We start from the raw sequence: 26,681 nt of genomic DNA on the forward strand, positions 1-26,681 counted from the left end.
ATGTATGTCCTGAAACACGGCATCAAAGAAACCCGGAGAAGCGATGGGCGTTGCCGGACCGCATCTTCTTCGGCTATGGCGCGTGCGCCATTCTTGCCGGCGCCTTTCTCGAGCGTCCTCCTCTGGACGGCTTTTACGGCGAACGGATCATTCCTGGCGAGGGCTTTTCCGGGAACCATATTTACGCGACGAACGGCGTGATCGCGTTCGACTACCACGGCTATTCAGCCCGCGAGCGGCTTTTGGAACACCACAAGAGGGGCTGGGCGTCGCGCAATCCCGGGTGGCACTGCACGATCGCCACGGTCGATTTCGATCTGCTCGACACAGTCGAACTCAACCGGCGAAAGATGCTGGGTCCGGACCAGTACCTGCACGACCCCGTTCCTCGCGCACACCGCTTCCTTCAGCGTATCGATCACGCCGAAGGTGCGGCAAGAGCGCTGCGAACTGTGATGAGTTGAAGCCTCTGTCAACCTATGTTGCGGGTGGCCTGCACGTCCGACCCGACATAGGCGATGCGCAGCATGTTGGTCGAACCCGGCGTCCTCAGCGGCACGCCCGCCGTGATGATGACGCGGTCGCCCGGCTGACCGAACCCCTCTTCGAAAGCGATGCGGCAGGCGCGGTCGACCATGTCGTCGAGGTCGCTGGCGTCGGGCGAGACGACGCAATGCGTGCCCCACAAGAGCGACAGCCGCCGCGCCGTGTTGAGGATCGGCGACAGCGCGATGATCGGCACTTGCGGCCGCTCGCGCGCGGCGCGCAGGCCCGTGGTGCCCGACGCCGTATAGGTGATGATCGCCGACAGTTTCAGCGTCTCCGCAATCTCGCGGGCGGCGAGCGAAATGGCGTCGGCGCCGGTTGCTTCCGGTTCCGAGCGCTGCGCGTTGATGATGCCGGCATAGGTCGGGTCGGTTTCGACCTTGGTGGCGATGCGGTTCATCATCGCCACCGCCTCGACCGGATAGGCGCCGGCAGCGGATTCGGCTGAAAGCATGATTGCGTCGGCGCCCTCGAACACGGCGATCGACACGTCGGACACCTCGGCGCGGGTCGGCACCGGCGCGGTGATCATCGATTCCAGCATCTGCGTGGCGACCACCACCGGCTTGCCGGCGCGGCGCGCGGCGCGCGTGATCTGCTTCTGGATGCCGGGCACCGCTTCCAGCGGCATTTCCACACCGAGATCGCCGCGGGCGACCATCAGCGCGTCGGAGAGTTCGATGATTTCGGCCAGCCGGGCGACGGCCTGCGGCTTTTCAATCTTGGCCATGATCAGTGCCCGGCCGCGCGCGATCTTGCGGGCTTCCGCCAAATCCTCCGGCCGCTGCACGAAGGACAGCGCCACCCAGTCGACGCTTTCCGCCAGCACCGCATCGAGGTCCTTGCGGTCCTTTTCGGTCAGCGCACCGACCGGCAGGTCGGTGTCGGGCAGGCTGACGCCCTTCTTGTCGGAAATGGTGGTGCCGGCGACGACGGTGCAGGTGATAGACTTGCCGTCGCTCTTCACCGCCCTGAGCTCCAGCTTGCCGTCATCGATCAACAGACGGTGGCCGGCCTCGACCGAGCTCAGGATTTCGGGATGCGGCAGGTAGACCCGGGTCGACGTGCCGGGCTCGGGATTGTTGTCGAGGGTGAAGGTCTGGCCCGGCGTCAGAACCTCCTTGCCGTTGGCGAACTTGCCGACGCGCAGCTTCGGTCCCTGCAAATCGGCCAGGATGCCGATCGGACGGCCGACCTTTTCCTCGACCGCGCGGATGCGGCCGACCAGCGTGCGCATCAGCTCGTGATCGGTGTGGCTCATATTGATGCGGAAGACATCGGCGCCGGCTTCGAACAGCTTCTGCAGCATCTCCTCGGACGAGGAGGCAGGACCGATGGTGGCGAGGATCTTGACCTTGCGGCTACGTCTCATTGACTGTTTGTTCCCGGGGCGGCTGGAGCGCCTCCCGTTGTGGACTCATCGGTCAGCTGGACCATCCAGCTTGCCTGCTCGCCCGTGTCATATTCCTGGAATCCGGCGCGCTGGAAGCCCCGGGCGACGCAATCGGTAACGCCTGCGATCTTGAACTCTTTTTCAGCCACGCACATGTTGATCGGGCCATCCCAGCGCCCGCCGCGCTCGGCGTCTTCTGCATAAAGATAGTAAAACCTCGATGACAGCGGACCTTCGATCAGCGTCTTGCAGCTCGATCCTTCGATGTGCCACCACCCCTCGGTGATCCAGCCTGCCTTGGCGCGGTAGCCGATGCCAACGCCGACCAGGTTCTGCGTGGCGTTGCAGACGCGGAAATCGGCGCGGGCAGGCGAAGCCGCGACCAGCGCGGTGAGCCCTAGCGTCAGGGTCAGGAGCGGCACGGCAAAGGCGGTGCGCGCACGCGGCCTGCCGGCGGAACCCATCCCGAAACCCCTCAATAACGTCATCTGCATCTCTCAACGCCCCTTTTCGGAAAAGTCCGGGCGCATGTCAACGCGCCGTTCTGTCCAATTCCAATCGATTTAGAAAGGCCCCCGACACGCGATCTGCCGCGCGTCACAGGATTTTCGCAGAAACCGTGGCCAAACAACGGCATTGCGCAACAGTCCTCTTCGTGGGAATGACGATACCACCCTCCCCGGAAGCCAGCGAACAGACCTTTCCAGCCAATGACCCGATCCACAGTTTTCGCGCCTTTCGATATCGTCGAAGGCGACCGCAAGCGAGGCATCGTGCTTGTCGCCGACCATGCCCGCCGCGACCTGCCGGAGGAGTATGGCAGTCTAGGCCTGCCGGCGGCGGAACTCGATCGCCATATCGCCTACGACATCGGTGTCGAGACGGTGACGCGCGAACTGGCCGCAGCGCTCGACGTGCCGGCGGTGATCGCCAATTTTTCGCGGCTGCTGATCGATCCCAATCGCGGCGAGGACGACCCGACGCTGATCCGCCAGCTCTATGACGGCACTGTCGTGCCGGGAAACTACCCTATGGCGCCGCAAGAACGCGAAAGGCGGCTCGACGGCTTCTACCGGCCTTATCAGGACGCGGTCGGCGCCATGATCGCGTCGGTGGCGCACGCCTCAGGCAAAGCGCCGTTCATCTTCTCCGTACACTCCTTCACCCCTGTCATGCAGGGCTTCATCCGCCCTTGGCATGTCGGCATATTGTGGGACCTCGACGACCGCGTGGCGCGGCCGCTGATCGACATGCTGGCGCAGGATAAAAACCTCGTCGTTGGCGACAATGAACCCTATGACGGCGCGTTGCGCGGCGACACCATGTTCAAGCACGCCATCGTCAACGGCTTTGCCCATGCGCTGATCGAGATCCGCCAGGACCTGATATCAGACCGCAAGGGGGCGCTGGCCTGGGCGGAACGGCTGGCGCCGATCGTTGACGCCATCGACCGCCGTCCCGATATACATCAGGTGAAGATGTTCGGCTCGCGCACCGGGCCGCTGTGAGGATCCAAGGCAATGACCGAACTCAGCGATGACCAGAAACGCGATTTCGAGGCCGCGGCCTTCCGCCGGCTGGTCGATCATCTGCGCGAGCGCAGCGATGTGCAAAACATCGACCTGATGAACCTCGCCGGCTTCTGCCGCAACTGCCTGTCGAACTGGTATCGCGAAGCGGCCGAGGCTGAGGGCGTCGATCTCGGCAAGGATCAGTCGCGCGAAATCGTCTACGGCATGCCCTATGCGCAATGGCAGGCGCTGAACCAGACCGAGGCTTCGGACGCCAAGAAAGCGGAGTTCGAGGCAAGACGGCCGAGGGATCACTGAAGTAGCGCGCGGTTCACAGGATTGACGTCGGCGGGACAGCGCCTAACGGTTTCCCCTTAGATGTGGCCCACAAGCTTTTCGCAGCCAAGCGCTTGACGAGAAATTGAATCGATCTAATTTGCCGCGCAAAGCCATTCCTTGACCGGATTCGGGCCATGAACGCGCAAGACACCATGCAGAGCGCCCTTCAGGGGCGATGGGCCGTAGCCGCGATCTTCCTCGCCAACGGCTTCCTGACCGGCAGCTGGGCGCCGCAGATTCCGGTGTTCCTGACCCGGCTCGACATCTCGAAATTCACCCTCGGTCTGCTGATCCTGCTGTTCGGCGTCGGCGCGGTCGCGGCCATGAGCTGGTGCGGCCATCTGATCTCCAGGCATGGCTCGCGCACCGTGTTGCGCTGGTTCGGCCTTTGCGGCAGCCTCGGCCTGCTGATCGTGGCGCTGGCGCCCAACGTGCCGCTGGCGGCGATCGCCATGATCATCTTCGGCGGCTCGATCGGCGGCATGGATGTCGCCATGAACGCCAATGCGGTGGTGGTCGAGCGCCGGCTCTCCCGCGCCATCATGTCGTCGTCGCACGGCTTCTGGAGCCTCGGCGGTTTCGCCGGCGGCGGTCTGGGCGGTTACGCCATCCAGACCTACGGCCACCTCGCCCATGCGGCTGTCGTCACGATCATTGCTTTTGCCGTCATTGCCGTGGCGGTCGGCTACCTCATCGCCGAGGACAAGCCGCAGGCCGCCGAGCATCATAAATTAACGCTGCCGGCCAACCCGCTGGTCTATCTTGTCGGGCTGATGGCGCTGCTGACGATGATTTCCGAGGGCGCCGTGCTCGACTGGGCAGCGCTTTATCTCCGGCAGGAGCTCGGCGCCGATCTCGCCATCGCCGGCCTTGCCTACGCCGCCTTCTCCGGCGTCATGGCTGTCATGCGCTTTTTCGGCGACGGCGTGCGCAACCGCTTCGGCGCGGTGGCGACGCTGCGCGGCTCGGCGGTGGTCGCCGCCGCCGGCATGCTGGTCGCCGGCCTGTCGCCTTCGCCCTGGATCGCCATCGCGGCTTTTGCTCTCTGCGGCTTCGGCATCGCCAATATGGTGCCGATCATCTTCTCGGCCGGCGGCAACCAGGAAGGCATGTCGTCGGGCACCGGCATGAGCGTCGTCACCACCATGGGCTATTCCGGCATATTGGTAGCGCCGTCGGCGATCGGCTTCGTCGCCGAGCATTCCAGCTTCGGGCCGATCTTCGTCGCCATGTCGGGGCTGTTGATCGTCGTGCTTTTGATGGCCGGGCTCGCTCACCGCGCCGAATTCGCGGCCGCCCCCGCCGAATAGCGCTTCAGCTCCTCATAGAGAAAATCCGCGACGCGGCGGATGCGCACGCTGGTGCGCACGTCGCGATGCATGGCCAGCCACACCGGTAGGCTGGGCAGCGGCAGGCCGGGCAGCAGTTTCTCCAGCGACGGGTCGCTGTCGGCCAGCGGCTCCTGGCCGAGACCGATGCCGTTTCCCGCCCGCAGCGCTTCCCACAAAACGATCTGGTTGTCGGTCCTGAAGCGGAAGCTGCTGCGGGTGACGGGGATGCCGGCCTGGGTAAAGCCCCGGATCATCTCGTCGCTGCGGTCGAAGCCGATCAGCGGATGGTCGAGAAGATCGGCGGGCTTGAGCGGGCGGCCGTGCCTGCCGAGATAGGATTTCGCCGCGCAGCAGCAGAGCTTGATATCGCAGACCTTGCGCGCCGTCAGCTCGTTCTGCGCCGGCTTGACCATGCGGATGGCGATATCGGCATCCCTTCGCAGCAGGTTCTCGACCTGGTTCGAGGCGACGATCTCGACCTCGATGCCGGGTTCCTCGATGCCGAGCCGCGCCGTCATCCTCGGCAGCACATAGGCCGCCACCACCTCGCTGGCGGCAATACGCACCGTGCCTTCGATCGCCTCGACCGAGCCCAATGCCAATAGCGAAAACGCGCTCGCCTGCTCGCTCACCGCTCTGCCGCGTTCGAACAGCGTGGCGCCTGCTTCCGTCAGAGCATAGCCGCGCCGCCCGCGCCGGAACAGCGTGACGCCGAGCGCCTGTTCGAGCTCACCGATGTGACGCCCGAGCGTCGGTTGGCTGGCCGACAGTTTGCGCGCCGCGGCCGACAGGCTGCCGGTCTCCGCCACGGTGACGAAACTCTTGATCAGGTTCCAGTCGATATCTTCCATTCATTTATGAATAACAAATCTGCATTCATAGTCAATTTTCATTCGCGTATGAACGCATCATATTCGCCGTGCAAACACAGACACGGAGAAGAAAAATGACCAAGATCGCTATTCTAGGCGCCAATGGCCGGCTCGGCCGCGTGGTTGGCAAGGCCTTCATCGACGCCGGTTTCGACGTCCGCGCCTTCACCCGCAGCGGCAAGGTCCCAGCCGAACTCAAGGGCGCCACCGCCGTCGCCGGCGATGCGCTCGACCGCGAGGCGCTGATCCGCGCCACGCAGGGTGTCGACATCATCTTCAACGGTCTCAACCCGATCTACACCGATTGGAGCAAATGCCTGCCGATGGCGGAGAACGTCATGGCCGCCTGCCATGCCAATGGCGCGCTGCATCTCTTCCCCGGCACTGTCTACAATTACGGCTCGCCGATGCCTCAACTCGTCACCGAAGACACGCCGTTCCGCCCGACGACCGAGAAGGGCCGCATCCGCTGCGCCATGGAAGCGCTGTTTCGCCGCGAGGCCGATGCCAGCCGCGTCCGCACCATCATCCTGCGCGCCGGCGATTTCTTCGGCGGCACCGGCAGCGGATCATGGTTCGACCTCGTCGTCGCCGCCAAGATGAGCAAGGGCGTCTACACCGCGCCTGGCCCTGCCAACCTCGTGCACGAATGGGCCTATTTGCCGGACTTCGCCATCGGCTTCGTCGGCCTGGCGCGCAATCAGGGCAAGCTCGGCTTCTTTGAGGCGCTCAACTTCCCCGGCCACGCCGTCACCGACATGGACATCAAGGCCGCGGCCGAGAAGGCGCTGGGCCGTCCGCTGAAACTGACCTTCATGCCCTGGTGGGTGCTGCGCGCCGGCAGCCCGTTCGTGGCGATGTGGCGCGAGATCGTCTCGATGTCCTATCTGCGCTTCGAACCGCACCGGCTCGTGTCCGACCGGCTGGAAGGCATCATCGGCGAAGTCCCGCACACCCCGCTGGACGAGGCCGTGGCCGAGGCATTGAAGGACATCGGCATCAGCCTCGACAATGCAAAAGACGCCGCTTAAATGCATGTCGCCCAGAAGTGTGCGCGGTTCTGGGACAACGACATGCATCAAAACAAAGACTTTAGACAAAAATCTCTCTCGCGGTGCTGGCCCAATCGCTGGAAATCAGCAACCGGATGGTCATTATGAGGAGACTGTTTATAACGGTCGGCGAGATCACCATCACCAAGGGGAGACGATGCGTTACATACGTCCGCTTTCAATCGAAGACGCCGTTGGCCTGCTGGCCGACGCTTCCGGCACATCAGCCATTCTCGCTGGAGGCAGTGACCTCCTCGTTCGGATGAAGGGCGGGTTTGTCGATCCCGACCTGATCGTCGATATCAAGGCGATCGAGGGCTTGAGCGAGATCAGGCAGACGGCCGACGGCTTCAGCATCGGCGCCACCGTCCCCTGCGCCGTCCTGGGCGAGAGCGCGGTTCTGAAGAAGGCCTGGCCCGGTGTCGTCGAAGCGTCGAAGCTGATCGGCTCTAAACAGGTCCAGGGCCGCTGCACCATCGTTGGCAATCTGTGCAACGCCTCGCCGGCCGCCGACAGCGTCCCGGCCTTGGTGGCCGCCGCCGCAAAGGCCGTGGTTGCCGGTCCCTCGGGCAAGCGCACCATTCCGGTCGAGGCTGTGCCGATCGGGCCTGGCAAGACCTCGCTCACCAAGGGTGAGATCGTCGAGGCGATCCTGCTCGACAAGCGCGCGCCGCGTTCGGGCGACGCCTATCTCAGATTCATTCCGCGCACCGAGATGGACATCGCCGTGGTCAGCGCCGGCGTGAACCTGACGCTCGACGAGCATGGCGTCATAACAGCCGCCCGCGTCGCGCTGGGCGCCGCGGCCCCGACCGTGCTTCTGGTGGAAGAAGCAGCCGAGGCTCTCATCGGCAGGAAGCTGGATGAGGCGGCACTTGAGCGGCTCGCCAAGATCTGCGCCGGGGCCTGCCGCCCCATCGACGACAAGCGCGGTACCATCGAGTTCAGACGAAAAGTTGCGGGCGTGCTGGCCGGACGGGCCGCGACGACCGCCTACGCACGCGCAGGAGGCAAATGATGGCCGGTGTAGCAGTTTCAACGACAATCAACGGCGATCACGTCGAATACCTTTGCCAGCCCGACGAGACGTTGCTCGACGTCCTGCGCGACCGGCTCGGGCTGACCGGCGCCAAGGAAGGCTGCGGCACGGGCGACTGCGGCGCCTGCTCGATCATTCTCGACAATCGGCTGGTCTGCTCCTGCCTTGTGCTTGGCGCTGAAGCCGAAGGCCGGCATATCGAGACCGTCGAAGGCATGGCGCATGGCGATCAGTTGCATCCGCTGCAGCAGAAATTCCTCGAGCATGCAGCCTTGCAATGCGGCATCTGCACGCCGGGCTTCCTGATCGCGGCGAAGGACCTTTTGGCCAAGAACCCCGATCCGACCGAGGAAGAAATCCGCTTCGGCCTCGCCGGCAACCTCTGCCGCTGCACCGGCTACGACAAGATCGTGCGCGCGGTGCAGGACGCGGCCAATGTGATGAAGGGAACGCACGCATGAATTTCGATCCACGCTTTTCGGGCCGCAAATTCTCCTCCGTCGGCACGCGGCCCATCCGTCCCGACGGCGTCGACAAGGTGACCGGACGCGCCCGCTACGGCGCCGACTTCAACATGGCGGGACAGCTGGTCGGGCGTGTCCTGCGCAGCCCGCATGCGCATGCCAGGATCCTCAAGATCGACACTTCGAAAGCGGAAAAGCTCGCCGGCGTGAAAGCGGTGATCACCGCCGCCGACCTGCCCGATCTCACCGATGGCGATGCCGCCATGTACGACGTCCTCGACAATTGCATGGCGCGCGGCAAGGCGCTCTATGACGGCCACGCCGTGGCCGCGGTCGCCGCCGTCGATGCCCGCACGGCCAGGCAGGCGCTGAAGCTTATCGAGGTCGAGTACGAGCTGTTGCCGCATGTCACCGATGTCGACGAGGCGATGAAGCACACCGCGCCGTTGATCAACGACACGATCTTCACCGAGGGTCTCGAGGAAAAGCCGGTCAAGCCGTCCAACGTCACCAAGCGCAGCCAGTTCGGCCATGGCGATGTCCATCAGGGTTTCGGCCACGCCGATGTCATCGTCGAGCGATCCTTCAAGACCGAGCAGACGCATCAGGGCTATATCGAGCCGCATGCCTGCGTGGCGAGCGTCTCGTCCGACGGCACCGCCGACCTCTGGGTCTGCACGCAGGGCCATTTCGTCTACCGCCAGCATTGCGCGCAACTGCTCGGGCTGGAAGCCTCGAAGCTGCGCGTCACCTCGTCGGAGATCGGCGGCGGTTTCGGCGGCAAGACCCATGTCTGGGCCGAGCCGGTGGCGCTGGCTTTGTCGCGCAAGGCGGGACGGCCGGTGAAGCTGGTGATGACCCGCGACGAGGTGTTCCGCGCCTCGGGTCCGACCAGCGCGACCTCGATCGACGTCAAGATCGGCGCCCGCAAGGACGGCACCATCACCGCCGCCGAGGCGACGCTGCGCTACACCAGCGGGCCCTATGCCGGGACCTGGGCCGAGATCGGCGCCATGACGGCCTTCGCCTGCTACAAGCTCGATAACGTCCAGACCGTCGGCTTCGAAGTGCTGGTCAACCGGCCGAAGACCGCGGCCTATCGCGCACCCTCCGCACCGATGGCGGCGTTCGCGGTGGAAAGCGCTGTGGATGAGCTGGCCAAGGAACTCGGCATGGACCCGGTCGAGTTCCGCATCAAGAACGCCGCGCAGGAAGGCACCCGCTCTTCCTATGGCCCCGTCTACGGCCCGATCGGCATCGGCCCGACGCTGGAGGCGGCCAAGCACCATCCGCACATGAAGGCGCCGCTGGGCAAGAACCAGGGCCGCGGCATGGCTTGCGGCTTCTGGTTCAATTTCGGTGGCCAGACCTGCGTGGACCTGAACATCGGCATGGACGGCTCGGTGTCGCTGGCTGTCGGCACGGTGGACGTCGGCGGTTCTCGCGCCTCGCTGTCGCTGGTGGCGGCGGAGGAGCTCGGCATCGACTATGCCCAGCTCAAGGCGGTGGTCGCCGACACGTCCTCGCTTGGCTACAACGACATGACCGACGGTAGCCGCGGCACCTTCTCGTCGTCGATGGCGACCATCTCGGCCGCCCGCAACGCCATCAAGATCCTGCGTGAGCGCGCCGCCCAGACGTGGGACATCCCCGTCGACGACGTGGTCTGGGAAAACGGCCACGCCATCGCCAAGGGCGAGAAATACGGCAATCTTGCAGCACTCTCGCTGAAGGAGATCGCCGCCGCGTCCGGCAAGACCGGCGGGCCGATCGCCGGCCACAGCGAGCTCGTCGCCGACGGCGCCGGCGTCTCCTTCGCCACCCATATATGCGACATCGAGGTCGACCCCGATACCGGCTCGACCAGGGTGATCCGCTACACGGTGATCCAGGATGCCGGCAAGGCGGTGCACCCGACCTATGTCGAGGGCCAGTACCAGGGCGGCGCCGCGCAAGGCATCGGCTGGGCGCTCAACGAGGAGTACATCTACGGAAAGGATGGGCGTCTCCAGAACGCCGGCTTCCTCGACTACCGCATCCCGGTCTGCTCGGACCTGCCGATGATCGACACGCAGATCCTCGAGATACCCAATCCCAACCACCCCTATGGCGTGCGCGGCGTCGGCGAAACCTCGATCGTGCCGCCGCTGGCGGCGATCGCCAATGCCGTCTCCAACGCAGCCGGCGTGCGCATGACCCACATCCCGATGTCGCCGCCACGGGTTCTCGCCGCGATCGAGGCGGAACGGGGAGGCTAGGGCAAAAATGAGGTTCTTGCCCTAATGGTCGAAGTCACCCTCTGGGGCGCACTCGGCCAGCTCGCCGGCGGCCAGAGCAAGATCGAGGTCGAGGCCAAGGATATCAGGGAGCTGTTCAGAAAATTGGCTGAACAGTATCCCGGCATCGAGCCCTGGATCGAGAAGGGCATCGCGGTGGCCATCGACGGGACGATCTATCGCGATACGTGGTCGAAGGAACTGCCGCCGGGGGCGGAGATTTTTCTGCTGCCGCGGCTGGCTGGGGGGTGAAGTGGGGTGTCGCCCTACGTCCCAGAGCGGACCGGCATCCTCGGTCTGCGAACTTCAAGTGCAATGTCGGTCCTCGCCTAGATGCCAGTTTTGCTGACCGCGTCTTATCGGCGGCGGGTTGGCCAACAATCCAGAGAACCTGATCCGCTGGATTACTATCGGCAAGGGACATCAGTCCGCACACGGCTCTGAAGTCGAGCGGGTCACCGTTTGACGGACAACACCGGCCCCTTTCTGGAGAGGCCGGCTATCGTTGATCCAGGATCATCAAGCTAGGTTTGGCGCTGAGACGTATCGGAAATTCGTTCGCGCACGGCATGCTCGGTCTTGTCTGCTGTGGACTTCACGATCTCGCCGAGCTGATCGGCTATCGTGTCTGCTTCCATATCTTGCCGGCCAGCTTCCTGCTTGATGGTCTCATAGGCNGAGCAAAGTTTCGGCGGAATCGCGAAGCTTGTCGCCATAGGCGCCTAGTTGCTCGTCCTCCGTTGCGGTATGGGGCAGAATTGCACCTATAGCGGCGCCGATGGCGAGACCGACGGCCGCAACGGCCAAGGGTTGATCCTCCAACAGATCTTGCGCGGAGCGGCTGGCTTTCGCCGCCATGTCCCCAGTCGTCGAGCTTGCATTGGCAGCGCTTCCCGTCAGACCCGCCGCAGCGGCTCTTGCGGTGCTCGATATGGTGTCGCCGACGCTGGTAGCGCTCGAGGAGAGCGNCCGTCAGACCCGCCGCAGCGGCTCTTGCGGTGCTCGATATGGTGTCGCCGACGCTGGTAGCGCTCGAGGAGAGCGATTCCGCGGCGTCGGAGAGCGTGCCGCCCAAACCGCCGCGCTCCCCTGCTACATCATGTCGTCCCGGCGCTGAAGGCAATGGATAGCCAGCCGAACGGTGGGCGGTGTTTGAGGCACCGCTGCCGAACATCAGCCAGGCCAGACCTGCGCCCACCATGGTGACCGGCAAAGGATTGTCTCGGACCTNCCCGTCAGACCCGCCGCAGCGGCTCTTGCGGTGCTCGATATGGTGTCGCCGACGCTGGTAGCGCTCGAGGAGATCGATTCCGCGGCATCGGAGAGCGTGCCGCCCAAGCCGCCGCGCTCCCCTACTGCATCATGTCGTCCCGGCGCTGAAGGCAATGGATAGCCAGCCGAACGGTGGGCGGCGTTTGAGGTACCGCTGCCGAACATCAGCCAGGCCAGACCTGCGCCCACCATGGTGACCGGCAAAGGATTGTCTCGGACCTGCGTTCTGAGATTGCTGAGCATGGCCGCGCTCTCCCCTCCCGAGAACAGCCCGGTGAACTCATCCAGCAATTGTCCGNGTTCTGAGATTGCTGAGCATGGCCGCGCTCTCCCCTCCCGAGAACAGCCCGGTGAACTCATCCAGCAATTGTCCCGGCGTCATCTTGCCTCGAATGGATTCGGCGGTCTCCATCACCCGGGCGCGAGCCGCCTCGGCCTCGCGTTCAAGTTCGGCTGCGGATTTCTCTTTCATCTCACCTGTTCCTTAATCGCGCTCGCGTCGCGCTTGAGCTGTCCCTGGGTCCGGTCGGGGGTAAGTTCCGAAGGCGCCATGCTGGCCGTCCCCGTCCGCAGCAGGATGACGCCGAGGACCGCCACGACGACACCGACCAGCAGGGAAGACCACCCCGCGCCAAGCCCTGCCCGCGTCAGTGCGATAATGAGCGCCTGCAGCAACACCANTTCTGAGATTGCTGAGCATGGCCGCGCTCTCCCCTCCCGAGAACAGCCCGGTGAACTCATCCAGCAATTGTCCGGGCGTCATCTTGCCTCGAATGGATTCGGCGGTCTCCATCACCCGAGCGCGAGCCGCCTCGGCCTCGCGTTCAAGTTCGGCTGCGGATTTCTCGTTCATCTCACCTGCTCCTTAATCGCGCTCGCGTCGCGCTTGAGCTGTCCCTGGGTCCGGTCGGGGGTAAGTTCCGAAGGCGCCATGCTGGCCGTCCCGGTCCGCAGCAGGATGACGCCGAGGACCGCCACGACCACACCGACCAGCAGGGAAGACCACCCCGCGCCAAGCCCTGCCCGCGTCAGTGCGATAATGAGCGCCTGCAGCAANACACCGACCAGCAGGGAAGACCACCCCGCGCCAAGCCCTGCCCGCGTCAGTGCGATAATGAGCGCCTGCAGCAACACCAAGAGCGCGGCGAGCAGGCAAATCGCGCCGCCCAGCACTTCCGCGGCACCTGCTCCGGCTTTGGTAAGCTTTTCAGAGAGCTCGGCCCGAAACAGCCTCGCCTCGGTTTGCACCAGAGTGGTGACATTCTGGGCCAAATCGGTGACTAGCCCGGCAAGGCTGGGATTGTCCTGGGTGTTCATCTGTCCTGCTCCGCGTTCTGCGTGGCCCCGTCATCACCGACGAGGCCAAAATCCTGCGAACGATCAGCGGACCAACCCTGGGCCTGATCGGTGTGTGATCCGAGGTCTCCCGGAGCAGCCTGAGATTCGCGCCTTGCCGGTGGAGAAGCCTTGATGAACCGCCCGAGAGCCAATCCGGCTAACACCGATCCCGCAAGCAGGACACCGGGATTTTGGCGGCCGAAGGACTGCACGTCATCAAGGACTTGGCTAAAGGGCTTCTGTTTCAAGGACGATGAAAGCCGCTCAAGGCCACTGGCAGCATCCAAAGCGAANATAATGAGCGCCTGCAGCAACACCAAGAGCGCGGCGAGCAGGCAAATCGCGCCGCCCAGCACTTCCGCGGCACCTCCTCCGGCTTTGGTAAGCTTTTCAGAGAGCTCGGCCCGAAACAGCCTCGCCTCGGTTTGCACCAGAGTGGTTACATTCTGGGCCAAATCGGTGACTAGCCCGGCAAGGCTGGGATTGTCCTGGTTGTTCATCTGTCCTGCTCCGCGATCTGCGTGGCGCCATCATCGCCGACCACGCCAAAATCTTGTGGACGATCAGCGGACCAACCCTGTGGCTGATCGGTGTGTGATCTGAGGCCTCCCGGAGCGGCCTCAGAATCGGGCGTTGCCGGCGGAGAAGCCTTGATGAACCGCCCGAGAGCCAATCCGGCCAACACCGATCCCGCAAGCAGGACACCGGGATTTTGCCGGCCGAAGGACTGCACGTCATCAAGGACTTGGCTAAAGGGCTTCTGTTTCAAGGACGATGAAAGCCGCTCAAGGCCACTGGCAGCATCCAAAGCGAANACACTGTTCATGTGCACGTCCTCCGTAGCTTTCCAACTTCGACGAACCTGCGATGTTCCGTAAGTGAGAGCATTTATCTCAGCCGAAACGAAGAGCTTCGTCAGGCACGCACCCAGTCACCAGTGAGTTGCCCTGTCCCTCGTGCGGAGCGCCAGTTGCTCCGTACGAACGGGTGCGCCCGACATGGTTGACGCGATCCCAAAGAAAACCGGAAGAGCGGACTTGGATCGCTTGACCTGGGCAAATATGATCCTGACGCCTTGCAGAGGGACTGGATGGAAATCGGTCGGGTCGAGCGCAAGCTCTCGGCGATCCTTGCGGCTGACCTCGCCGGGTACAGTCAACTGATGGGCGCTGACGAAGAAGGTGCCCTCGAGCGCTTGAACAGCCATCAACGTGACCACCTCGATCCCTGTATTGCCGTCGGCGACATCATCGAACAGGACGGTCACGTCTTGGGCGCGGGGGTCAACATCGCCGCGCGTCTGGAGAGGATCGCCGAGCCTGGCAGGATCTGCGTTTCCGAACGCGTGCAGGAACATGCAGCGGGAAAGATCGGCCTGCGCATCGAGGACTCGTGACGTCCGGCGGAGTGCCCAGAATTTTGCCTGGTATCGTCGCGCCTCATCCATTCGGCCCAGCTGAGCATTTGCCGCGAACATAACAGCCTGAGGGCTGGCCGTTTGGCGACGCCCGCTTTTGGTGAATGGACTGAACCGGGGAACCGACTGTCATGAGGCGCGAAGCCGCCGTTCGCGTCGTGAAAGACATACCTCCACATCGGTGAGATTGTGGAATAGCGGTGACCAACCTGGACTAAGATCTAGGGTCAAAGGGGGCGCTCACGAGCCGCCTAATCGATAGACCGGGATGCCGAGCTTGCGGGCCTTGTCGGCGAGGTTCTCCTGAATGCCGGTGCCGGGAAAGATGATGACGCCGATCGGCATGACCGCCAACATCTGGTCGTTGCGCTTAAAGGGAGCGGCCTTGGCGTGTCTGCTCCAGTCGGGCTTGAAGGCGACCTGCGGCACCTTGCGATGATCGGCCCAGCCGGCGGCGATCTTTTCGGCGCCTTTGCGTGATCCGCCGTGCATCAACACCATGTCGGGGTGCTTGGCACGGATTTGGTCGAGCTTTGCCCAGATCAGCTCGTGATCGGCGGTATCGCCGCCGGAGAAGGCGATCTTGGAGCCAGCGGGCAACATGACGTCGGCTTCCGCGCGCCGCCTGGCCGCGAGGAAGTCGCGGCTATCGATCATTGCGGCGGTGAGATGGTGGTGGTTTACCATCGACCCCGTGCGCGGTCGCCAGGCAGAACCGGTGTACTGATCGTAGTGTTCGGCGGCCTGGTCACGCATCAACTCGAAGGCGTCGCGCCGTTCGATCATGGTCTGGCCCTGGGCGGTGAGTGTCTCGAGTTCAACCGCCTTGATCTCGCTTCCGTCCTGCTCGCGCTGCAGGCGGCGCTGGGCCTGCTCATTGTCGTCCAGTTGCCGCTCGATCCGTTGTACAGCTCGGTGGAAGACATTGGTGACGGACCAGAGCAGGTCATCAAGGTCGGGTTCGAGGCGCGTGTCGGCGAGGGTGCCGATGAGGGCGTCAAAGATGTCGGCCACGGCTCCGGCCACTTGGTCGCCACCGGGGAGCGGTCGCGGATCGGGCTCGTCCGCAAATGGTCGCCAGCCATAGAGCTGGAGTTCGGTGAGGATGTGATCGGTCGCAGAAGCGGCGTGGTGCGGTTCAATGTCGTCGTGCTCGCTCATGGGGATGCTCCCGTCGGTTTGACCGCGACCCTCGCGGCCTTCATGGCGACGAGAGCCCACGGGCGGGTTGGCCCGACACCCCAAGCGAAGCGGAGGGCCGGAGCGCAGCGGAGGATGGCGGCGGCCGGCTATTTTGCATCGCGATGGAAAGGCGTCGCGCCCGATCCCTGCCATTCGCGAGTGGTCGTGCGTCGCCGGAAAATAGTCGGCCGCCGCCATTGCCTGGCCGGCCAGTTCGTGGCCCGATCGCCCTCTCGAAGGCCGGGTCGCGGTTCTCTGCCGGCGGGCTACGCATCCATTGCGCCGCACCGGCACCGTGCGCCGCGCGCTTCCCCTCACGGCTCATGCCGCCTGTGTCAGGTAGCGGATACGATCTTTGCGCATGAGCTGATCCGCAATCGAGGACCGGAAGTCGACAAGTCCGAAATGGCGGAGGTCTTCGTTGAAGTCCTCCGTCACCGGCGACAGCACGATTGCCTCGATTCCGGCGTCCGTAGCGCGCTCTAGCAGGTTGTCTCGGGCACCGTCACCGGCCGGATCGTTGTCGCGGATGACATAGAGCCGGCGCAGGGTCGGCGGGAACAGGATGGCGGCAAGATGGGCTGCTGAGAGTGCCGCAGCCATCGCCATATCGGGCAAGGCGCATCTGAGCGATAGCGTCGTCTCGATGCCTTCGCCTGCCGCCATGACGCTGCCGGGTACGCCGAAGCGGACGGCGTTACCGAGAAGGTCACCCATTGCCCGACGCGGCGTGTCGACCGGTGCCTTGCCGGTGCCATCCGGTGCGAGCCAGGTGCGGTGCGCGCCGGTCAGATGTCCATCCAAGTTGGTAACGGCGGCAATCATTGCCGGCAAGGTCTCGGTCGGTCCATGACCGCCGGGCCGGTAGTAGCAGCGCGGATGGAACCGCAGCGATCCGGTGCCGGACAAAGTCGCAATGCCACGTCCACGCAAATAGGTTTCCACGAGGGTGCCGATAATGGGCTTCGACATGGCGACCAGTCGGCGAGCCGCTTCCGGAGATCCAATGGGGACCTGCGTGATCGGCGCGGCCGGTCGGGGTGGCATGGCATCTGGCATAGCGAGAAACAGGCGCGCCTCATCGGCGACGTCCCGGAAGTTGACCAGTCCGAGGGATTCGCGGATGACGTCGAGCAGGTCGCCATGCTCGCCGGTAGCGGCGTCGGTCCATTTGCCTGGCGGTCCCTTCGGGGATGGCTGCAGACGCACGAACATCGAGCGGCCCGGCGCATTGCGGACGTCGCCGACGCTCCAATAGTTGCCCTGGCGACGGCCATTGGAGAGGTAGTGGCGGCACACCGCCTCGGCATGTTCGGCGAGGCGGTGTGCGAGGTCGGATGCAGCGTGACGCGGAATCATGCAGCCTCCCGCTCACTGACCCGCTCGATTGGGAAGCGGTCGAGCACGCGCTCCAGCACGGCGAGCCCGTTGGCGTCGATCGGCACGAACATCCTGAGCTTCCACGAAATGATCTCGTGGAAGAGACCGTAGGCGGTGAGGCGCTCCCGCATCGTGTCGGTGAAGCCCGACAGTTCGATGCGCCACGCGCCCATGACGCGGCTGCGGCGAAGCTGGAGACCCTCGGCGAGATCAAGGATCGTCCGCCCGTCGATCAGCGCCGCGAGCGCCTGCTCGGGCGATAGCGATGCGACGCCTGTCGCCGTGGCGTTGGCGGCCCAGGCCGGCGTGACAAGGCGACCAATTATGCGCTCGCCCTCGTCGGTCTGAAGTCGAAAAACGCGGGTCGACTCGTTTGGCAGACGCTTCCAGATCGGCAACAACAGGCCCGTCACCATGTGCAGCACGGCATCGGCAAACTCGGGAGTCTCGGCGACCTCCGCATTCCATCCTGCAGCGAAAGCTTCACGGTGGGCCTCGACCCAGCGGGTTTCGCCCATAGCCTTGAGCGGCATGTTCTGGCCTTCCATTGGCCGGATCAGGCGGACCCGCCGCTCGATCTCGCCGTCGTCGAGCATGATGCTGGTGGTTGGGATCTGCACGGCGGCGCGGCCAGATTGCTCGTTGATCAGTAGGATGGCGCGCAAATCGCGAAGGTGATGGAGCGCCGCATCGAGCATGACGGGCCGATTGCGCTTGCGCTGGGTGATCGTCAGCAGCCGCGTTTCGGCGCCGGTGCGCGGATGGGCGTAGATGACCTGCCGGTCGGTGATGACGAAGCTCTCGGCCCGCAGGGTCTCCAGCCCGGTGTCATAGGTGCCCGAGGCGATGGCGCCACCGATCCGAGCGGCCAGAAGCTGCTCGAAGGCGCCGAACAGCACGCCCTGCACTTCGATGGTCAGCGCCAACAGGCGATTGAGGAAGGTGGTGATCGGCGGCAACTCGTCCTTGATGCCGTTGTTGTCCATCAGCTTGAGACCGGTCGCCGCCTCGAAACGCTGGAGTGTGCAGCCCTCGACCTTGCCGCGTACGATCAGGAGATAGAGCTGCCGCAAGGCATCGCCGGCATAGTGGCTTTCAAGATTGTCCTCTGGCCGGAACAGCCCTTGGCCACCGGTCTGGCGCTGGCCGCGCGTGATTGCGCCCAACGTGTCGAGACGGCGGGCGATCGTCGAGAGGAAGCGCTTTTCCGCCTTCACATTGGTCGAGATCGGCCGGAACAGCGGCGGCTGCGCCTGATTGGTCCGATGCGTGCGGCCCAGGCCCTGGATGGCGGTGTCGGCCTTCCACCCGGCTTCGAGCAGATAATGCACACGCAGCCGCGTGTTCCGTGCCAAGAGTTCGGCATGGTAGGAACGACCCGTCCCGCCGGCGTCGGAAAACACCAGAACGCGCTTCTGATCGTCCATGAAGGACTGCGCCTCGGCCAGATTTGCCGACCCTGCTCGGTGCTCGACGACCAGGCGGTCGCGCTTGCGCACGATGCGGCGCGAGCGGCCAGTGACTTCGGCGACGAGGTCCGCGCCGAAATGTTGGACGATCTGGTCGAGCGCACCGGGGACAGGCGTCAAGCTGGCGAGTTTCGCGATCAGCTCGTCGCGCCGGGCGACCGCCTCGCGGCTCTCGACCGGCTGGCCATCGCGGTAGACCGGGCGCGACGACAGATTGCCCTCCGAATCCGTGAAGGGCTCGTAGAGCTGCACCGGGAAGGAATGAGCGAGGTAGTCGAGGACGTATTCGCGCGGCGTGATGTCGACGCGAACATCGTTCCATTCCTCGGTCGGCAACTCGGCCAGCCGCCGCTCCATGAGCGCCTCACCCGTCGAGACGATCTGGACAACGGCCGCATGGCCCTCCTCCAGATCGCCGGTGATGGATTTGATCAGGGTCGGTGTCTTCATGCTGGTCAACAAATGGCCGAAGAAGCGCTGCTTGGCGCTTTCAAAGGCGCTGCGCGCGGTCGACTTGGCCTGGGCATTGAGCGTGCCGGTGCTGCCGGTGATGTTGGCCGCCTGCATCGCAGCATCGAGATTGTTGTGGATGACGCCGAAGGCCCCAGCGTACGCGTCATAGATGCGGACCTGTTCGGGCGTCAGCTCATGCTCGAGCAGTTCGTATTCGACACCGTTGAAAGAGAGCGAGCGGGCGGTATAGAGGCCAAGTGCCCTGAGGTCGCGTGCCAGTACTTCCATCGCCGCCACGCCGCCAGCCTCGATCGCCTCGACGAACTCGGCGCGGGTCGAGAATGGAAAATGCTCGCCGCCCCAGAGGCCGAGCCGCTGGGCATAGGCGAGATTGTGCACGGTGGTGGCGCCAGTCGCCGACACATAGACGATGCGGGCATTCGGCAGGGCGTGCTGTAGCCTCAGGCCGGCACGGCCTTGCTGGGAGGGAGCGGCGTCGCCGCGTTCGCTCTTGCCGCCACCGGCATTTTGCATGGCGTGCGCCTCGTCGAAGATGATGACCCCATCGAAATCCGGACCCAACCATTCGACGATCTGCTTGACCCGCGAAAGCCTCTCGCCGCGATCGTCGGACCGCAGCGTGGCATAGGTGGTGAACAGGATGCCGTCGGCCAGCGTGATCGGCCTGCCCTGCGGGAAGCGGGAGAGCGGGGTGACCAGCAAGCGCTCCATGCCGAGCGCGGACCAGTCGCGCTGCGCATCCTCGATGAGCTTGTCTGACTTGGAGATCCAGACGGCCTTGCGACGGCCCTGCATCCAATTGTCTAGGATTACGGCGGCGGACTCGCGGCCCTTGCCTACACCGGTACCGTCGCCGATCATGAAGCCTTGCCGGAAGCGCACGGCCCGCGCCGCGTCATCTGCCGCCGCGCTAATTACGTCAAAGGTATCGTCGAGCGTCCAGGCGCCGGCGAGATACTCGGCGTGAGCATCGCCCGCATAGATGACGGTCTCGAGCTGCGCGTCCGAGAGCAGGTCAAGGACGTTCTTCGGCAGGCGCGGCCGATAACTCGGCTTCGGCGGCGCGACCGAGGCCATGGCCGCCGATTGCACGAGTTGGGTGGGGTGCGGCTGCGCGCCGGGAATGCGGATCGCCTGAAGCGCGTAGTCCTCGTAGATGGCGTCGCTGATGTGGCCGCCCTCGGCGGCCTTCCAGTCGAGCACCTCATAGGCGAGCTCAACGGCATCGGGATCAGTGAGCGGTGGCCGCGGTGTTATTCTTGCCGTGGGACCAAGATAGCCGCGCACTGTGCGGGGTGCGGCCGACGACGATGTGGGAGTTGCACCTGCGGGTATGGTGACCGGCAGCCGTGCCGGCACATGCTCGCCGACCCATGCGATCAGCGTCGCGGCATCCGGGGCAACGCCCTGATCTGCCGGGAACACGTCCGGATCGTCCGCCGGCACCCGGTCGATGACGGTGAGGCGTGTCGGAAAGGTCGTGCCATGCTTGGCATAGGCCGAGCCGTCGATGGCGGCGGAGAAGACGATGCGGCCACGTTCCTGCAGGCGAGTAAAGGCGGCGGTCCAGGCCGGGTGGTCGGGCGCGAAGTTCGCACCGGTAATCGTCACCAGCCGCCCGCCGGGCGCAAGGCGCGCCAGGGCCGAGGCGATGTGCCGCCAGGCCGCGTCGCCCATGCGGCCCTCGACGTTGGCCATGACCGAAAAGGGCGGGTTCATCAGCACCACGCTCGGCACGGCGCCGGGATAGAGATGGTCGTCGATCTGGGCGGCGTCGAAGCGGCTGGCGCAGACGGCCGGAAAGAGGCCGGAGAGAAGTGCCGCGCGGGTTTCGGCAAGCTCGTTGAGAATGAGCGAGGCGCCGGCTATCTCGGCCAGGATGGCGAGCAGCCCGGTGCCGGCGGAAGGCTCCAGCACACGGTCGGCCGGCGTGATGGCAGCGGCCGTTGCGGCGACCATGCCGAGCGGAATCGGCGTCGAGAACTGCTGGAAGGTCTGTGCTTCTTCGGATCGGCGGGTATGCGTCGGCATGAGCCGGGCGATCTTCGACAATGCTGACAGCCGGAGAGCCGGAGACGCGGCCTTGCGGAACAACGCCTTTCCGTACTTGCGCAGGAAAAGGACCGTCGCAGCCTCGCAGGCATCGTAGGCCTGCTTCCAGTCCCAGGCGCCGGCGGCGTCGGAGGCGCCGAATGCGGCTTCCATCGCCGCGCGCAGCTTTGGCGCGTCGATGCTGTCGCCGCGCTCGAGATGGGGAAGCAGAAGGCCGGCGGCGGCGAAGATAGCGCCGGCTGCACCGGTTTGAGAGAGCGGGAGCGGCGCGGCTGCGGGAACTGCCACAGCGGGCGAGATCATGTACATGGTGTGAACCTCGGGAGAGCGGGGACAGGATCGAGCCGCGCGGCGCTCTCTCTGGACCGTGCGGATTCAAAACCATCCCGGCTCGCCTCTCCCTCTCTGGCCTCCACCGAAGCCAAAATGAAACAAGCGCCCCGCCATGAGGTGGAGCGCTTGCCGGTATCAACCGATCTCGATCATATTCCGCCGTCAGGCCCCGACTTCTGTAGGAAACCATTGGCGCTGTCGGGATCGGGCGGCAGGTAGGCATCATAGGGATTGCCGTCGGCAAGATGAGCGAACGGCGTGAACTCGTAGTGAAGAAGAAAGGGCCGAGCGACCCGCGCCACTCCGCCGACGGTGCTATCCGGCGGCGACCGCGTGTGCGGCAGTCTCATGGGTGGCCGAGCCGGCCTCGTCATCACCGGCCAGGAATTCGGGGAGGTCAGCTTCCTCGCCCACATTCGGCCAGGCGGCGTCATTGCCGCGAAGGCGGAGCGGTTCGGGTAGCCAGCCACTATCGGCCAGGAGGCGCTCGGCCTCTTTGGCCATGTCGGCCTTCTTGAGATGGTCGATAAGCTGGGCGGCCTGGTCGCCGGCGCCTTGGCGCACGGCTTCGAGAATGCGGGACTTGGTGACGCGACCGAGATAGTTATCCACCGTCGGCCGCCAGCCGGCATCTACCATGTCAAGCCCGGTGGCACGGGACAACCGATCGGCTTCACGCCGGCGCTGATCGAGTCCATGCTGGGAAACGCCGCTGCCGTAGGGATTGGGTCGTTCGAACAAGGCGTTGATCCCATAGCTGACGCAATGCGCCAGCAGCGTCTGCCGGCTTGCTTCATCGAGTCCGTCGAGCCACGCCCATAGGGCCTCGTCGTCATCCAGTGGAATGTCGCTCTTCCATGCCTCATGGCGCTCATGGACGGCCTTGGCCGCAGGGCTGTCCTTGAGACCGACGTCCTGCCACGGCAAGTGGACATGTCGGACGAAGGCCTCGACGCAGCCGATGGCGGAACGCTGACCGAAGGTGTCGAGGACGAGCCGGTGCAAGAGCGCCGTGATGGCCACATGCTGGTTCTCGGCCACTGCATTGCGCAGCGCCAACGTGCGATGGGCAGTAAGTTCGATGACCAGGCGCTCGGGTAGCGGCTTGATGGTGTCGCCGTCATCCTCCTCAGGCTCGGACGCCTGCGCGCCGATGGTGATAATGGCGCGGGCCGAAGGATTGTGTCTGCTGTCTTCGTTCTCGGTGGCGCAACCTGGCTCGGCCGAGTGGCCGTCGACCGCCTGCATCGCTTCGTCCTCGGGGCGCACATGGCCCCGATCGACGACGAGATCGCCATCACGATCGATGCTGATGAACACACCGGCGCGGGCGATCTCGGCCCCATCGTAGTGCATCGGCCGGCTCTCGAAGGCCTCAAGCGCGGTCTCGATGTGACCGAGGCGCTGATCGACATCGTCGGGGAGTTCGTCGGATTCGCCATACTCGGCTTCCAGCCGGTCGTACTCCGCCCGCAGGGCTTCGCGTTCCGCCCGCTCCGCGTCGGTCAGACCGACGGGGGTGCCAGCGATTGCCCGCAGACCGTGATTGTACCCGTAGGGCAGATCGGCATCGACCACGATCCACTTCCAGCCCTCCGCCGCGATCTCGTCGGCGATCGACTTCAGCCTATCGCCGACCAAGCGGTCGAGCAGAGCGGGGTCCTGCAGCCAGCCGCCATTGTCGGCCTCGAACAGGTCGCGCAGCACCACGCCGCCGGCAGCGACATACGCGTCGACACCGACGAACAGCGCCCGGCGATCGCTTGCCCGCACAGTGGTCTCCGTCAGCAGGCGCCGGATCTGCTGCGGCTCCTTCGACCAGGAGTTTTCGAGCGCCTCCCAGACCTGCTCCTGACGGGCGTGATCGTCGGTCACGGTGAACGCCATGAGCTGCTCGAGCTTCATGCCATCCTGCTCGTAAATCTCCTGCAGCTTGGCCGAAACCCTGGCCAGCCTGAGGCGCTGCTGCACGAATGTTGCGGAGACGAAGAAGCGTGCGGCAATCTCCTCATGGCTCGCGCCCTGGTCATGAAGTGTCTGGAAGGCGCGAAACATGTCGAGCGGATGTAAATCTTCGCGCTGAAAATTCTCGGCCAGCGAGTCCTCCTCGATCGGGACCGCGCTGTGGGCGTCGCTTATGACGCAGGGAACTGGCTCGGTCTTGATCATGCGCTTGTGCTTGACCAGCAGTTCCAGCGCGCGATAGCGGCGCCCGCCAGCCGGCACCTCGAACATGCCGGTCTCGTTGCCCTCGCCGTCCAATACTGGCCGGACGTTGAGGCTCTGGAGCAGGCCGCGCCGTGCGATAGACGCGGCGAGGTCCTCTATGGTTTCCCCGCGCTTGATGCGCCGGACATTGGACTGACTCAGCATCAGCTTGTCGAAGGGGATGTCACGTGAAGCGTTGAGGGTGATCTTCTGCTTGGGCGTAGTCATGAGATTATCTCCGCGACGGGGCGACCGAGACTCTCTCGACCTCCAAACCCGTCAAAAAAGACGGGCGCAGCCCTCTCACTCTGAGGACTGAGCCGCACCGAAGATCCAGAGGTGGGACAGGGCCGCAGACACGACTGCGCATCTGCGGCTTGCGGATTACAAGCTAGATCTCACTCGCCGTCTCGGCCAGATTGGCCGGCATGGTCGAGTTGCGTTCGGCGTCGCGAAGGCTCCGCCCCGGCGGACGGCCTCTGCCCAGACGGAAATCGGCAGGTCGGTGCCAAAGAGCATGTCCCGCTCGATGCCGATGCCGAAAGGTAGCCGGATCGACGTCATCTCGAGCGCGGTTCCGAGCCAAATTCCTTCGCCGAGTTGATTTGAAGAGCTTCACCACCGGTACGTGTTCGGCGTCGCGATCGCGGCTATTGGCGAGCAGGCACGCGCAGTTCCTCGGTGAGAACGATCATGCCGCCCTCTTCTCGATTTCGACCTCATCGACGTTGCCGGGTCCTGCCCTGGTTCCGTTGTCAGGTTGCGGAAGGAAGGCGAGCAACCAGTCGGCTGCCCTGCTGGCCTGGGAGGCGGCACGCACGATGGCGCGGTTGTCTTCGCGCAGGACATCGAGCCAGGAGCCCAGGTAATCGGCGTGGCGCACGGTCGGCACAATACCTAGCGAGGCGCAGCAGAAGGCTGCGTTCATTTCGGCGACCAGTTCCTCAAAAGCATATCGCTTTGTGCCGAAGGCGCCGCCGAGGTCACGGCCGACGCGGGAGGGATGGCCGGTCGCATGGCCAAGCTCGTGCAGGGCGGTGCGGTGCCAGTCAATGGTCTCGAAATACGCCTGCGGAGGCGGCACCTGCACGTAGTCGTGCGCCGGCACATAATAGGCGCTATTGCCGCCGATGCGGAAATCGATCCCTGTCGCCTTGATTAGTGCCTCTACGGCCGGTTCGATCAGTCCGGGCTCTGGTGCGGGCGGAAACATCGCCAGATCGTCGGGCAGATTTTCGCATTGCGCGACGTTGAAGACGGTGAAGCGCTTCAGAAACTGTATGGCCCGTGCTGCCTCGCCGGTCTCCCGCGCGCGTTTCTTCTCGTCGTCAGGGATGAAGCGGTCAGAATAGACGACGGTGGTCCCGTGTTCGCCCTTGCGGACATGGCCGCCCAGCGATAGCGCCTGGCGGAAAGTCAGCCAGCCCTGGACGGGAAAGCCATGCTCGACGACCGCACCCCACAGGATCAGCACGTTGATCCCCGAATAGGCACGGCCAGAGGCGGCATTGGCCGGCATGGCGAGGGGTGCTTGCGCCGCCGCCGTGCCCCAGGGCACCCAGGGAAAGCGCCCAGCCTCCAGCTCGGCGATGATCTTGTTGGTGATATCATCATAGAGGCTTGTCCGGTCGGCGCCGGCGCGAGCGTAATGTCTGGACATCGGGTTTCTCCGCGACGGGCGCCGGAGGCCTCTCCTCCAGCTCTCAACCCGTCACGGCAAACCGGTCCGTACTCTCACTCTAGAGGCATAGCCCAGGCCTCGAAGGGGACGCTCCTGAACTCGGGGCAAAGGCGGTCCGCGCCAATCAGTAGTGTCGCTGACCTATGGTTATTGCTGCCGGACTGCGTGCCGAATGCGGTCGGTAAGCGTTTGTGCGACGTCGAAATAACCTTCCCAGGCTTCGCGCAACTGAGCCCGCGCGGCGGCGGCGAAGACATCGAAGCCGTTGGCGTTTTTCGCAGGTGGGCAACTCATCCCAGCTGACAGGCACCGCGCACAACGCCCCCGTGCGTGCCCGAGTCGACAGGGGCAGATTGCAGTGGAGCCCTGGCCGTTGCGCAGGTAATCGAGAAACATTCGGCCCTTGCGCTTGTTGAGAGTGCCGTCTACTCGGACATGAGGAACTCGGATACATGTCAATACGCTGCCTGGGATTCGGTTCCATGCCCAAGCACCGCGCCGGCGACCGTCGGCGCTCAAGAAAGAACGGCGCATAAGCCGCAGTCCTGCGCGCGGCCGCAACAGCGGACAATTGTCACGCGCAGGACGGAGGAAATTCGCCCCCCGCCGCGGGCGGTGAGCAGGACAGCCGTAGGAGCGTCAGCATAGCGCCGGCCGCAGGACGGGACGCGGGACCGACTGTCCCCGTCCGCGGTGGTCCGCATGTTTTGGTTCGAAGCCCACCGGCTGAGATCGCGCAGTTCAGTTCTCGACAGTCCGACCGCTGATCCGCGATGATGCAAACAGGATTGAACCACACCAGAGCCGAGTTTGGCTGCAAGAAATCGATCTGGTCTTGCACCCTTTCGGCTTCTTCCTCAATTGCGTTGCAGCTTGTGAATTCCAAGCCTGACAGGCCCTCCCCTGTCACAACTCGTGCAGAAAAGCGCTCGCTCGACCGAACTGACAATGCGGCTTTTCCATAGCGCTCGATGAGGCGTTTTGCCGTTGCATGGTGCGAACATGATCTGCAACAAGCTCGCAACACATGCCACTCGCGAAATGTCGAGCGC

Annotated in this window: 21 protein-coding genes and 2 pseudogenes; 10 read left to right on the forward strand and 13 right to left on the reverse strand. The window is 64.5% G+C overall.

Features of this window, described 5'->3' with window-relative positions; all coding sequences use genetic code 11:
• Positions 1-464 (forward strand): annotated as a pseudogene (locus tag X726_RS03545) (hypothetical protein).
• Between the two features lie 8 nt (positions 465-472).
• Here X726_RS03545 and pyk read toward each other — a convergent pair.
• On the reverse strand, positions 473-1,918 hold the full coding sequence (gene pyk / locus X726_RS140650) for a pyruvate kinase (RefSeq protein ID WP_023673117.1): 1,446 nt from the start codon (positions 1,916-1,918) through the stop codon (positions 473-475).
• On the reverse strand, positions 1,915-2,403 hold the full coding sequence (locus tag X726_RS140645) for a DUF1036 domain-containing protein (protein WP_023673118.1): 489 nt from the start codon (positions 2,401-2,403) through the stop codon (positions 1,915-1,917). Before X726_RS140645 ends, pyk begins: the two co-directional genes overlap by 4 nt.
• Before the next feature lie 246 nt (positions 2,404-2,649).
• Here X726_RS140645 and X726_RS140640 point away from each other — a divergent pair, with 246 nt between their 5' ends.
• The 3 genes from X726_RS140640 (at position 2,650) to X726_RS140630 (ending at position 5,099) form a co-directional block, all read left to right on the forward strand.
• Entirely contained in the window at positions 2,650-3,447 is a 798-nt protein-coding gene (locus X726_RS140640; protein ID WP_023673119.1) for an N-formylglutamate amidohydrolase, read from the forward strand.
• A 12-nt stretch (positions 3,448-3,459) separates the two neighbouring features.
• Entirely contained in the window at positions 3,460-3,768 is a 309-nt protein-coding gene (locus tag X726_RS140635; protein WP_023673120.1) for a DUF1244 domain-containing protein, read from the forward strand.
• A 155-nt stretch (positions 3,769-3,923) separates the two neighbouring features.
• Positions 3,924-5,099 (forward strand): MFS transporter, encoded by a 1,176-nt coding sequence (locus X726_RS140630; protein ID WP_023673121.1) that lies wholly within the window; start codon positions 3,924-3,926, stop codon positions 5,097-5,099.
• On the opposite strand, the gene X726_RS140625 is transcribed toward X726_RS140630, so the two are convergent.
• Entirely contained in the window at positions 5,063-5,971 is a 909-nt protein-coding gene (locus X726_RS140625; protein ID WP_023673122.1) for a LysR family transcriptional regulator, read from the reverse strand. The genes X726_RS140630 and X726_RS140625 overlap by 37 nt on opposite strands.
• Before the next feature lie 95 nt (positions 5,972-6,066).
• On the opposite strand from X726_RS140625, the gene X726_RS140620 reads away from it, so the two are divergent.
• From X726_RS140620 to X726_RS140600, 5 genes are all read left to right on the forward strand, one after another.
• On the forward strand, positions 6,067-7,023 hold the full coding sequence (locus X726_RS140620) for an SDR family oxidoreductase (protein ID WP_023673123.1): 957 nt from the start codon (positions 6,067-6,069) through the stop codon (positions 7,021-7,023).
• 178 nt (positions 7,024-7,201) lie between these two features.
• A complete protein-coding gene (locus X726_RS140615; RefSeq protein WP_023825029.1) occupies positions 7,202-8,062 on the forward strand; it encodes a xanthine dehydrogenase family protein subunit M in 861 nt (286 codons plus the stop codon).
• Positions 8,062-8,544: a (2Fe-2S)-binding protein gene (locus tag X726_RS140610; RefSeq protein ID WP_031215499.1), complete on the forward strand. Its 483-nt coding sequence runs from the start codon at positions 8,062-8,064 to the stop codon at positions 8,542-8,544. The genes X726_RS140615 and X726_RS140610 overlap by 1 nt, the downstream gene beginning before the upstream one ends.
• The gene (locus X726_RS140605; protein WP_023673127.1) at positions 8,541-10,805 is read left to right on the forward strand and encodes a xanthine dehydrogenase family protein molybdopterin-binding subunit; all 2,265 of its coding nucleotides are present in this window, start codon (positions 8,541-8,543) and stop codon (positions 10,803-10,805) included. The genes X726_RS140610 and X726_RS140605 overlap by 4 nt, the downstream gene beginning before the upstream one ends.
• Positions 10,806-10,829: 24 nt before the next feature.
• Complete coding sequence (locus X726_RS140600) at positions 10,830-11,075, forward strand: MoaD/ThiS family protein (RefSeq protein WP_023673128.1); 246 nt, start codon at positions 10,830-10,832, stop codon at positions 11,073-11,075.
• A gap of 1,488 nt (positions 11,076-12,563) precedes the next feature.
• Here X726_RS140600 and X726_RS140590 read toward each other — a convergent pair.
• From X726_RS140590 to X726_RS0136535, 3 genes are all read right to left on the reverse strand, one after another.
• Complete coding sequence (locus tag X726_RS140590; protein ID WP_245272172.1) at positions 12,564-12,770, reverse strand: phage holin family protein; 207 nt, start codon at positions 12,768-12,770, stop codon at positions 12,564-12,566.
• A gap of 174 nt (positions 12,771-12,944) precedes the next feature.
• Positions 12,945-13,412: a phage holin family protein gene (locus X726_RS140585; protein WP_023673133.1), complete on the reverse strand. Its 468-nt coding sequence runs from the start codon at positions 13,410-13,412 to the stop codon at positions 12,945-12,947.
• Positions 13,409-13,933, reverse strand: coding sequence for a phage holin family protein (locus X726_RS0136535; protein WP_023673134.1), 525 nt, complete (start codon positions 13,931-13,933; stop codon positions 13,409-13,411). Before X726_RS0136535 ends, X726_RS140585 begins: the two co-directional genes overlap by 4 nt.
• A 590-nt stretch (positions 13,934-14,523) precedes the next feature.
• Between X726_RS0136535 and X726_RS1000000170825 the strand changes: the two genes are divergently transcribed.
• Positions 14,524-14,829, forward strand: coding sequence for a hypothetical protein (locus X726_RS1000000170825; protein WP_031214161.1), 306 nt, complete (start codon positions 14,524-14,526; stop codon positions 14,827-14,829).
• Between the two features lie 261 nt (positions 14,830-15,090).
• Here the strand turns inward: X726_RS1000000170825 and X726_RS140575 are convergent, their stop codons facing one another.
• The 7 genes and pseudogenes from X726_RS140575 to X726_RS140555 form a co-directional block, all read right to left on the reverse strand.
• Positions 15,091-16,011 (reverse strand): DUF2493 domain-containing protein, encoded by a 921-nt coding sequence (locus X726_RS140575; RefSeq protein ID WP_023673137.1) that lies wholly within the window; start codon positions 16,009-16,011, stop codon positions 15,091-15,093.
• Positions 16,012-16,353: 342 nt separating this feature from the next.
• On the reverse strand, positions 16,354-17,391 hold the full coding sequence (locus X726_RS140570) for a toprim domain-containing protein (protein WP_023673138.1): 1,038 nt from the start codon (positions 17,389-17,391) through the stop codon (positions 16,354-16,356).
• Positions 17,388-21,716, reverse strand: a complete 4,329-nt coding sequence (locus X726_RS140565) for a strawberry notch family protein (protein WP_023673139.1) — start codon at positions 21,714-21,716, stop codon at positions 17,388-17,390. The genes X726_RS140570 and X726_RS140565 overlap by 4 nt, the downstream gene beginning before the upstream one ends.
• Before the next feature lie 173 nt (positions 21,717-21,889).
• Positions 21,890-22,090: a DUF6117 family protein gene (locus X726_RS03445; protein ID WP_023673140.1), complete on the reverse strand. Its 201-nt coding sequence runs from the start codon at positions 22,088-22,090 to the stop codon at positions 21,890-21,892.
• Positions 22,056-24,176 (reverse strand): ParB/RepB/Spo0J family partition protein, encoded by a 2,121-nt coding sequence (locus X726_RS140560; RefSeq protein WP_023673141.1) that lies wholly within the window; start codon positions 24,174-24,176, stop codon positions 22,056-22,058. The genes X726_RS03445 and X726_RS140560 overlap by 35 nt, the downstream gene beginning before the upstream one ends.
• A 156-nt stretch (positions 24,177-24,332) precedes the next feature.
• Positions 24,333-24,643, reverse strand: a pseudogene (locus X726_RS1000000169900) (DUF2958 domain-containing protein).
• Positions 24,640-25,608 carry a zincin-like metallopeptidase domain-containing protein gene (locus tag X726_RS140555; protein ID WP_023673142.1) on the reverse strand — a complete coding sequence of 323 codons (969 nt, stop codon included), beginning with the start codon at positions 25,606-25,608 and terminating at the stop codon, positions 24,640-24,642. The pseudogene X726_RS1000000169900 and the gene X726_RS140555 overlap by 4 nt, the downstream one beginning before the upstream one ends.
• Positions 25,609-26,681 lie beyond the last annotated feature (1,073 nt).

The organism is Mesorhizobium sp. LSJC285A00 (assembly GCF_000503155.1).
Taxonomy (GTDB): Bacteria; Pseudomonadota; Alphaproteobacteria; order Rhizobiales; family Rhizobiaceae; genus Mesorhizobium.

Excerpts from the sequence above, each read along its gene's own strand:
- pyk (WP_023673117.1), bottom strand. The coding sequence starts at position 1,918 with ATGAGACGTAGCCGCAAGGTCAAGATCCTCGCCACCATCGGTCCTGCC.
- X726_RS140645 (WP_023673118.1), bottom strand. The coding sequence starts at position 2,403 with ATGGGTTCCGCCGGCAGGCCGCGTGCGCGCACCGCCTTTGCCGTGCCG.
- X726_RS140640 (WP_023673119.1), top strand. The coding sequence starts at position 2,650 with ATGACCCGATCCACAGTTTTCGCGCCTTTCGATATCGTCGAAGGCGAC.
- X726_RS140635 (WP_023673120.1), top strand. The coding sequence starts at position 3,460 with ATGACCGAACTCAGCGATGACCAGAAACGCGATTTCGAGGCCGCGGCC.
- X726_RS140630 (WP_023673121.1), top strand. The coding sequence starts at position 3,924 with ATGAACGCGCAAGACACCATGCAGAGCGCCCTTCAGGGGCGATGGGCC.
- X726_RS140625 (WP_023673122.1), bottom strand. The coding sequence starts at position 5,971 with ATGGAAGATATCGACTGGAACCTGATCAAGAGTTTCGTCACCGTGGCG.
- X726_RS140620 (WP_023673123.1), top strand. The coding sequence starts at position 6,067 with ATGACCAAGATCGCTATTCTAGGCGCCAATGGCCGGCTCGGCCGCGTG.
- X726_RS140615 (WP_023825029.1), top strand. The coding sequence starts at position 7,202 with ATGCGTTACATACGTCCGCTTTCAATCGAAGACGCCGTTGGCCTGCTG.
- X726_RS140610 (WP_031215499.1), top strand. The coding sequence starts at position 8,062 with ATGGCCGGTGTAGCAGTTTCAACGACAATCAACGGCGATCACGTCGAA.
- X726_RS140605 (WP_023673127.1), top strand. The coding sequence starts at position 8,541 with ATGAATTTCGATCCACGCTTTTCGGGCCGCAAATTCTCCTCCGTCGGC.
- X726_RS140600 (WP_023673128.1), top strand. The coding sequence starts at position 10,830 with ATGGTCGAAGTCACCCTCTGGGGCGCACTCGGCCAGCTCGCCGGCGGC.
- X726_RS1000000170825 (WP_031214161.1), top strand. The coding sequence starts at position 14,524 with ATGGAAATCGGTCGGGTCGAGCGCAAGCTCTCGGCGATCCTTGCGGCT.
- X726_RS140575 (WP_023673137.1), bottom strand. The coding sequence starts at position 16,011 with ATGAGCGAGCACGACGACATTGAACCGCACCACGCCGCTTCTGCGACC.
- X726_RS140570 (WP_023673138.1), bottom strand. The coding sequence starts at position 17,391 with ATGATTCCGCGTCACGCTGCATCCGACCTCGCACACCGCCTCGCCGAA.
- X726_RS140565 (WP_023673139.1), bottom strand. The coding sequence starts at position 21,716 with ATGTACATGATCTCGCCCGCTGTGGCAGTTCCCGCAGCCGCGCCGCTC.
- X726_RS03445 (WP_023673140.1), bottom strand. The coding sequence starts at position 22,090 with ATGAGACTGCCGCACACGCGGTCGCCGCCGGATAGCACCGTCGGCGGA.
- X726_RS140560 (WP_023673141.1), bottom strand. The coding sequence starts at position 24,176 with ATGACTACGCCCAAGCAGAAGATCACCCTCAACGCTTCACGTGACATC.
- X726_RS140555 (WP_023673142.1), bottom strand. The coding sequence starts at position 25,608 with ATGTCCAGACATTACGCTCGCGCCGGCGCCGACCGGACAAGCCTCTAT.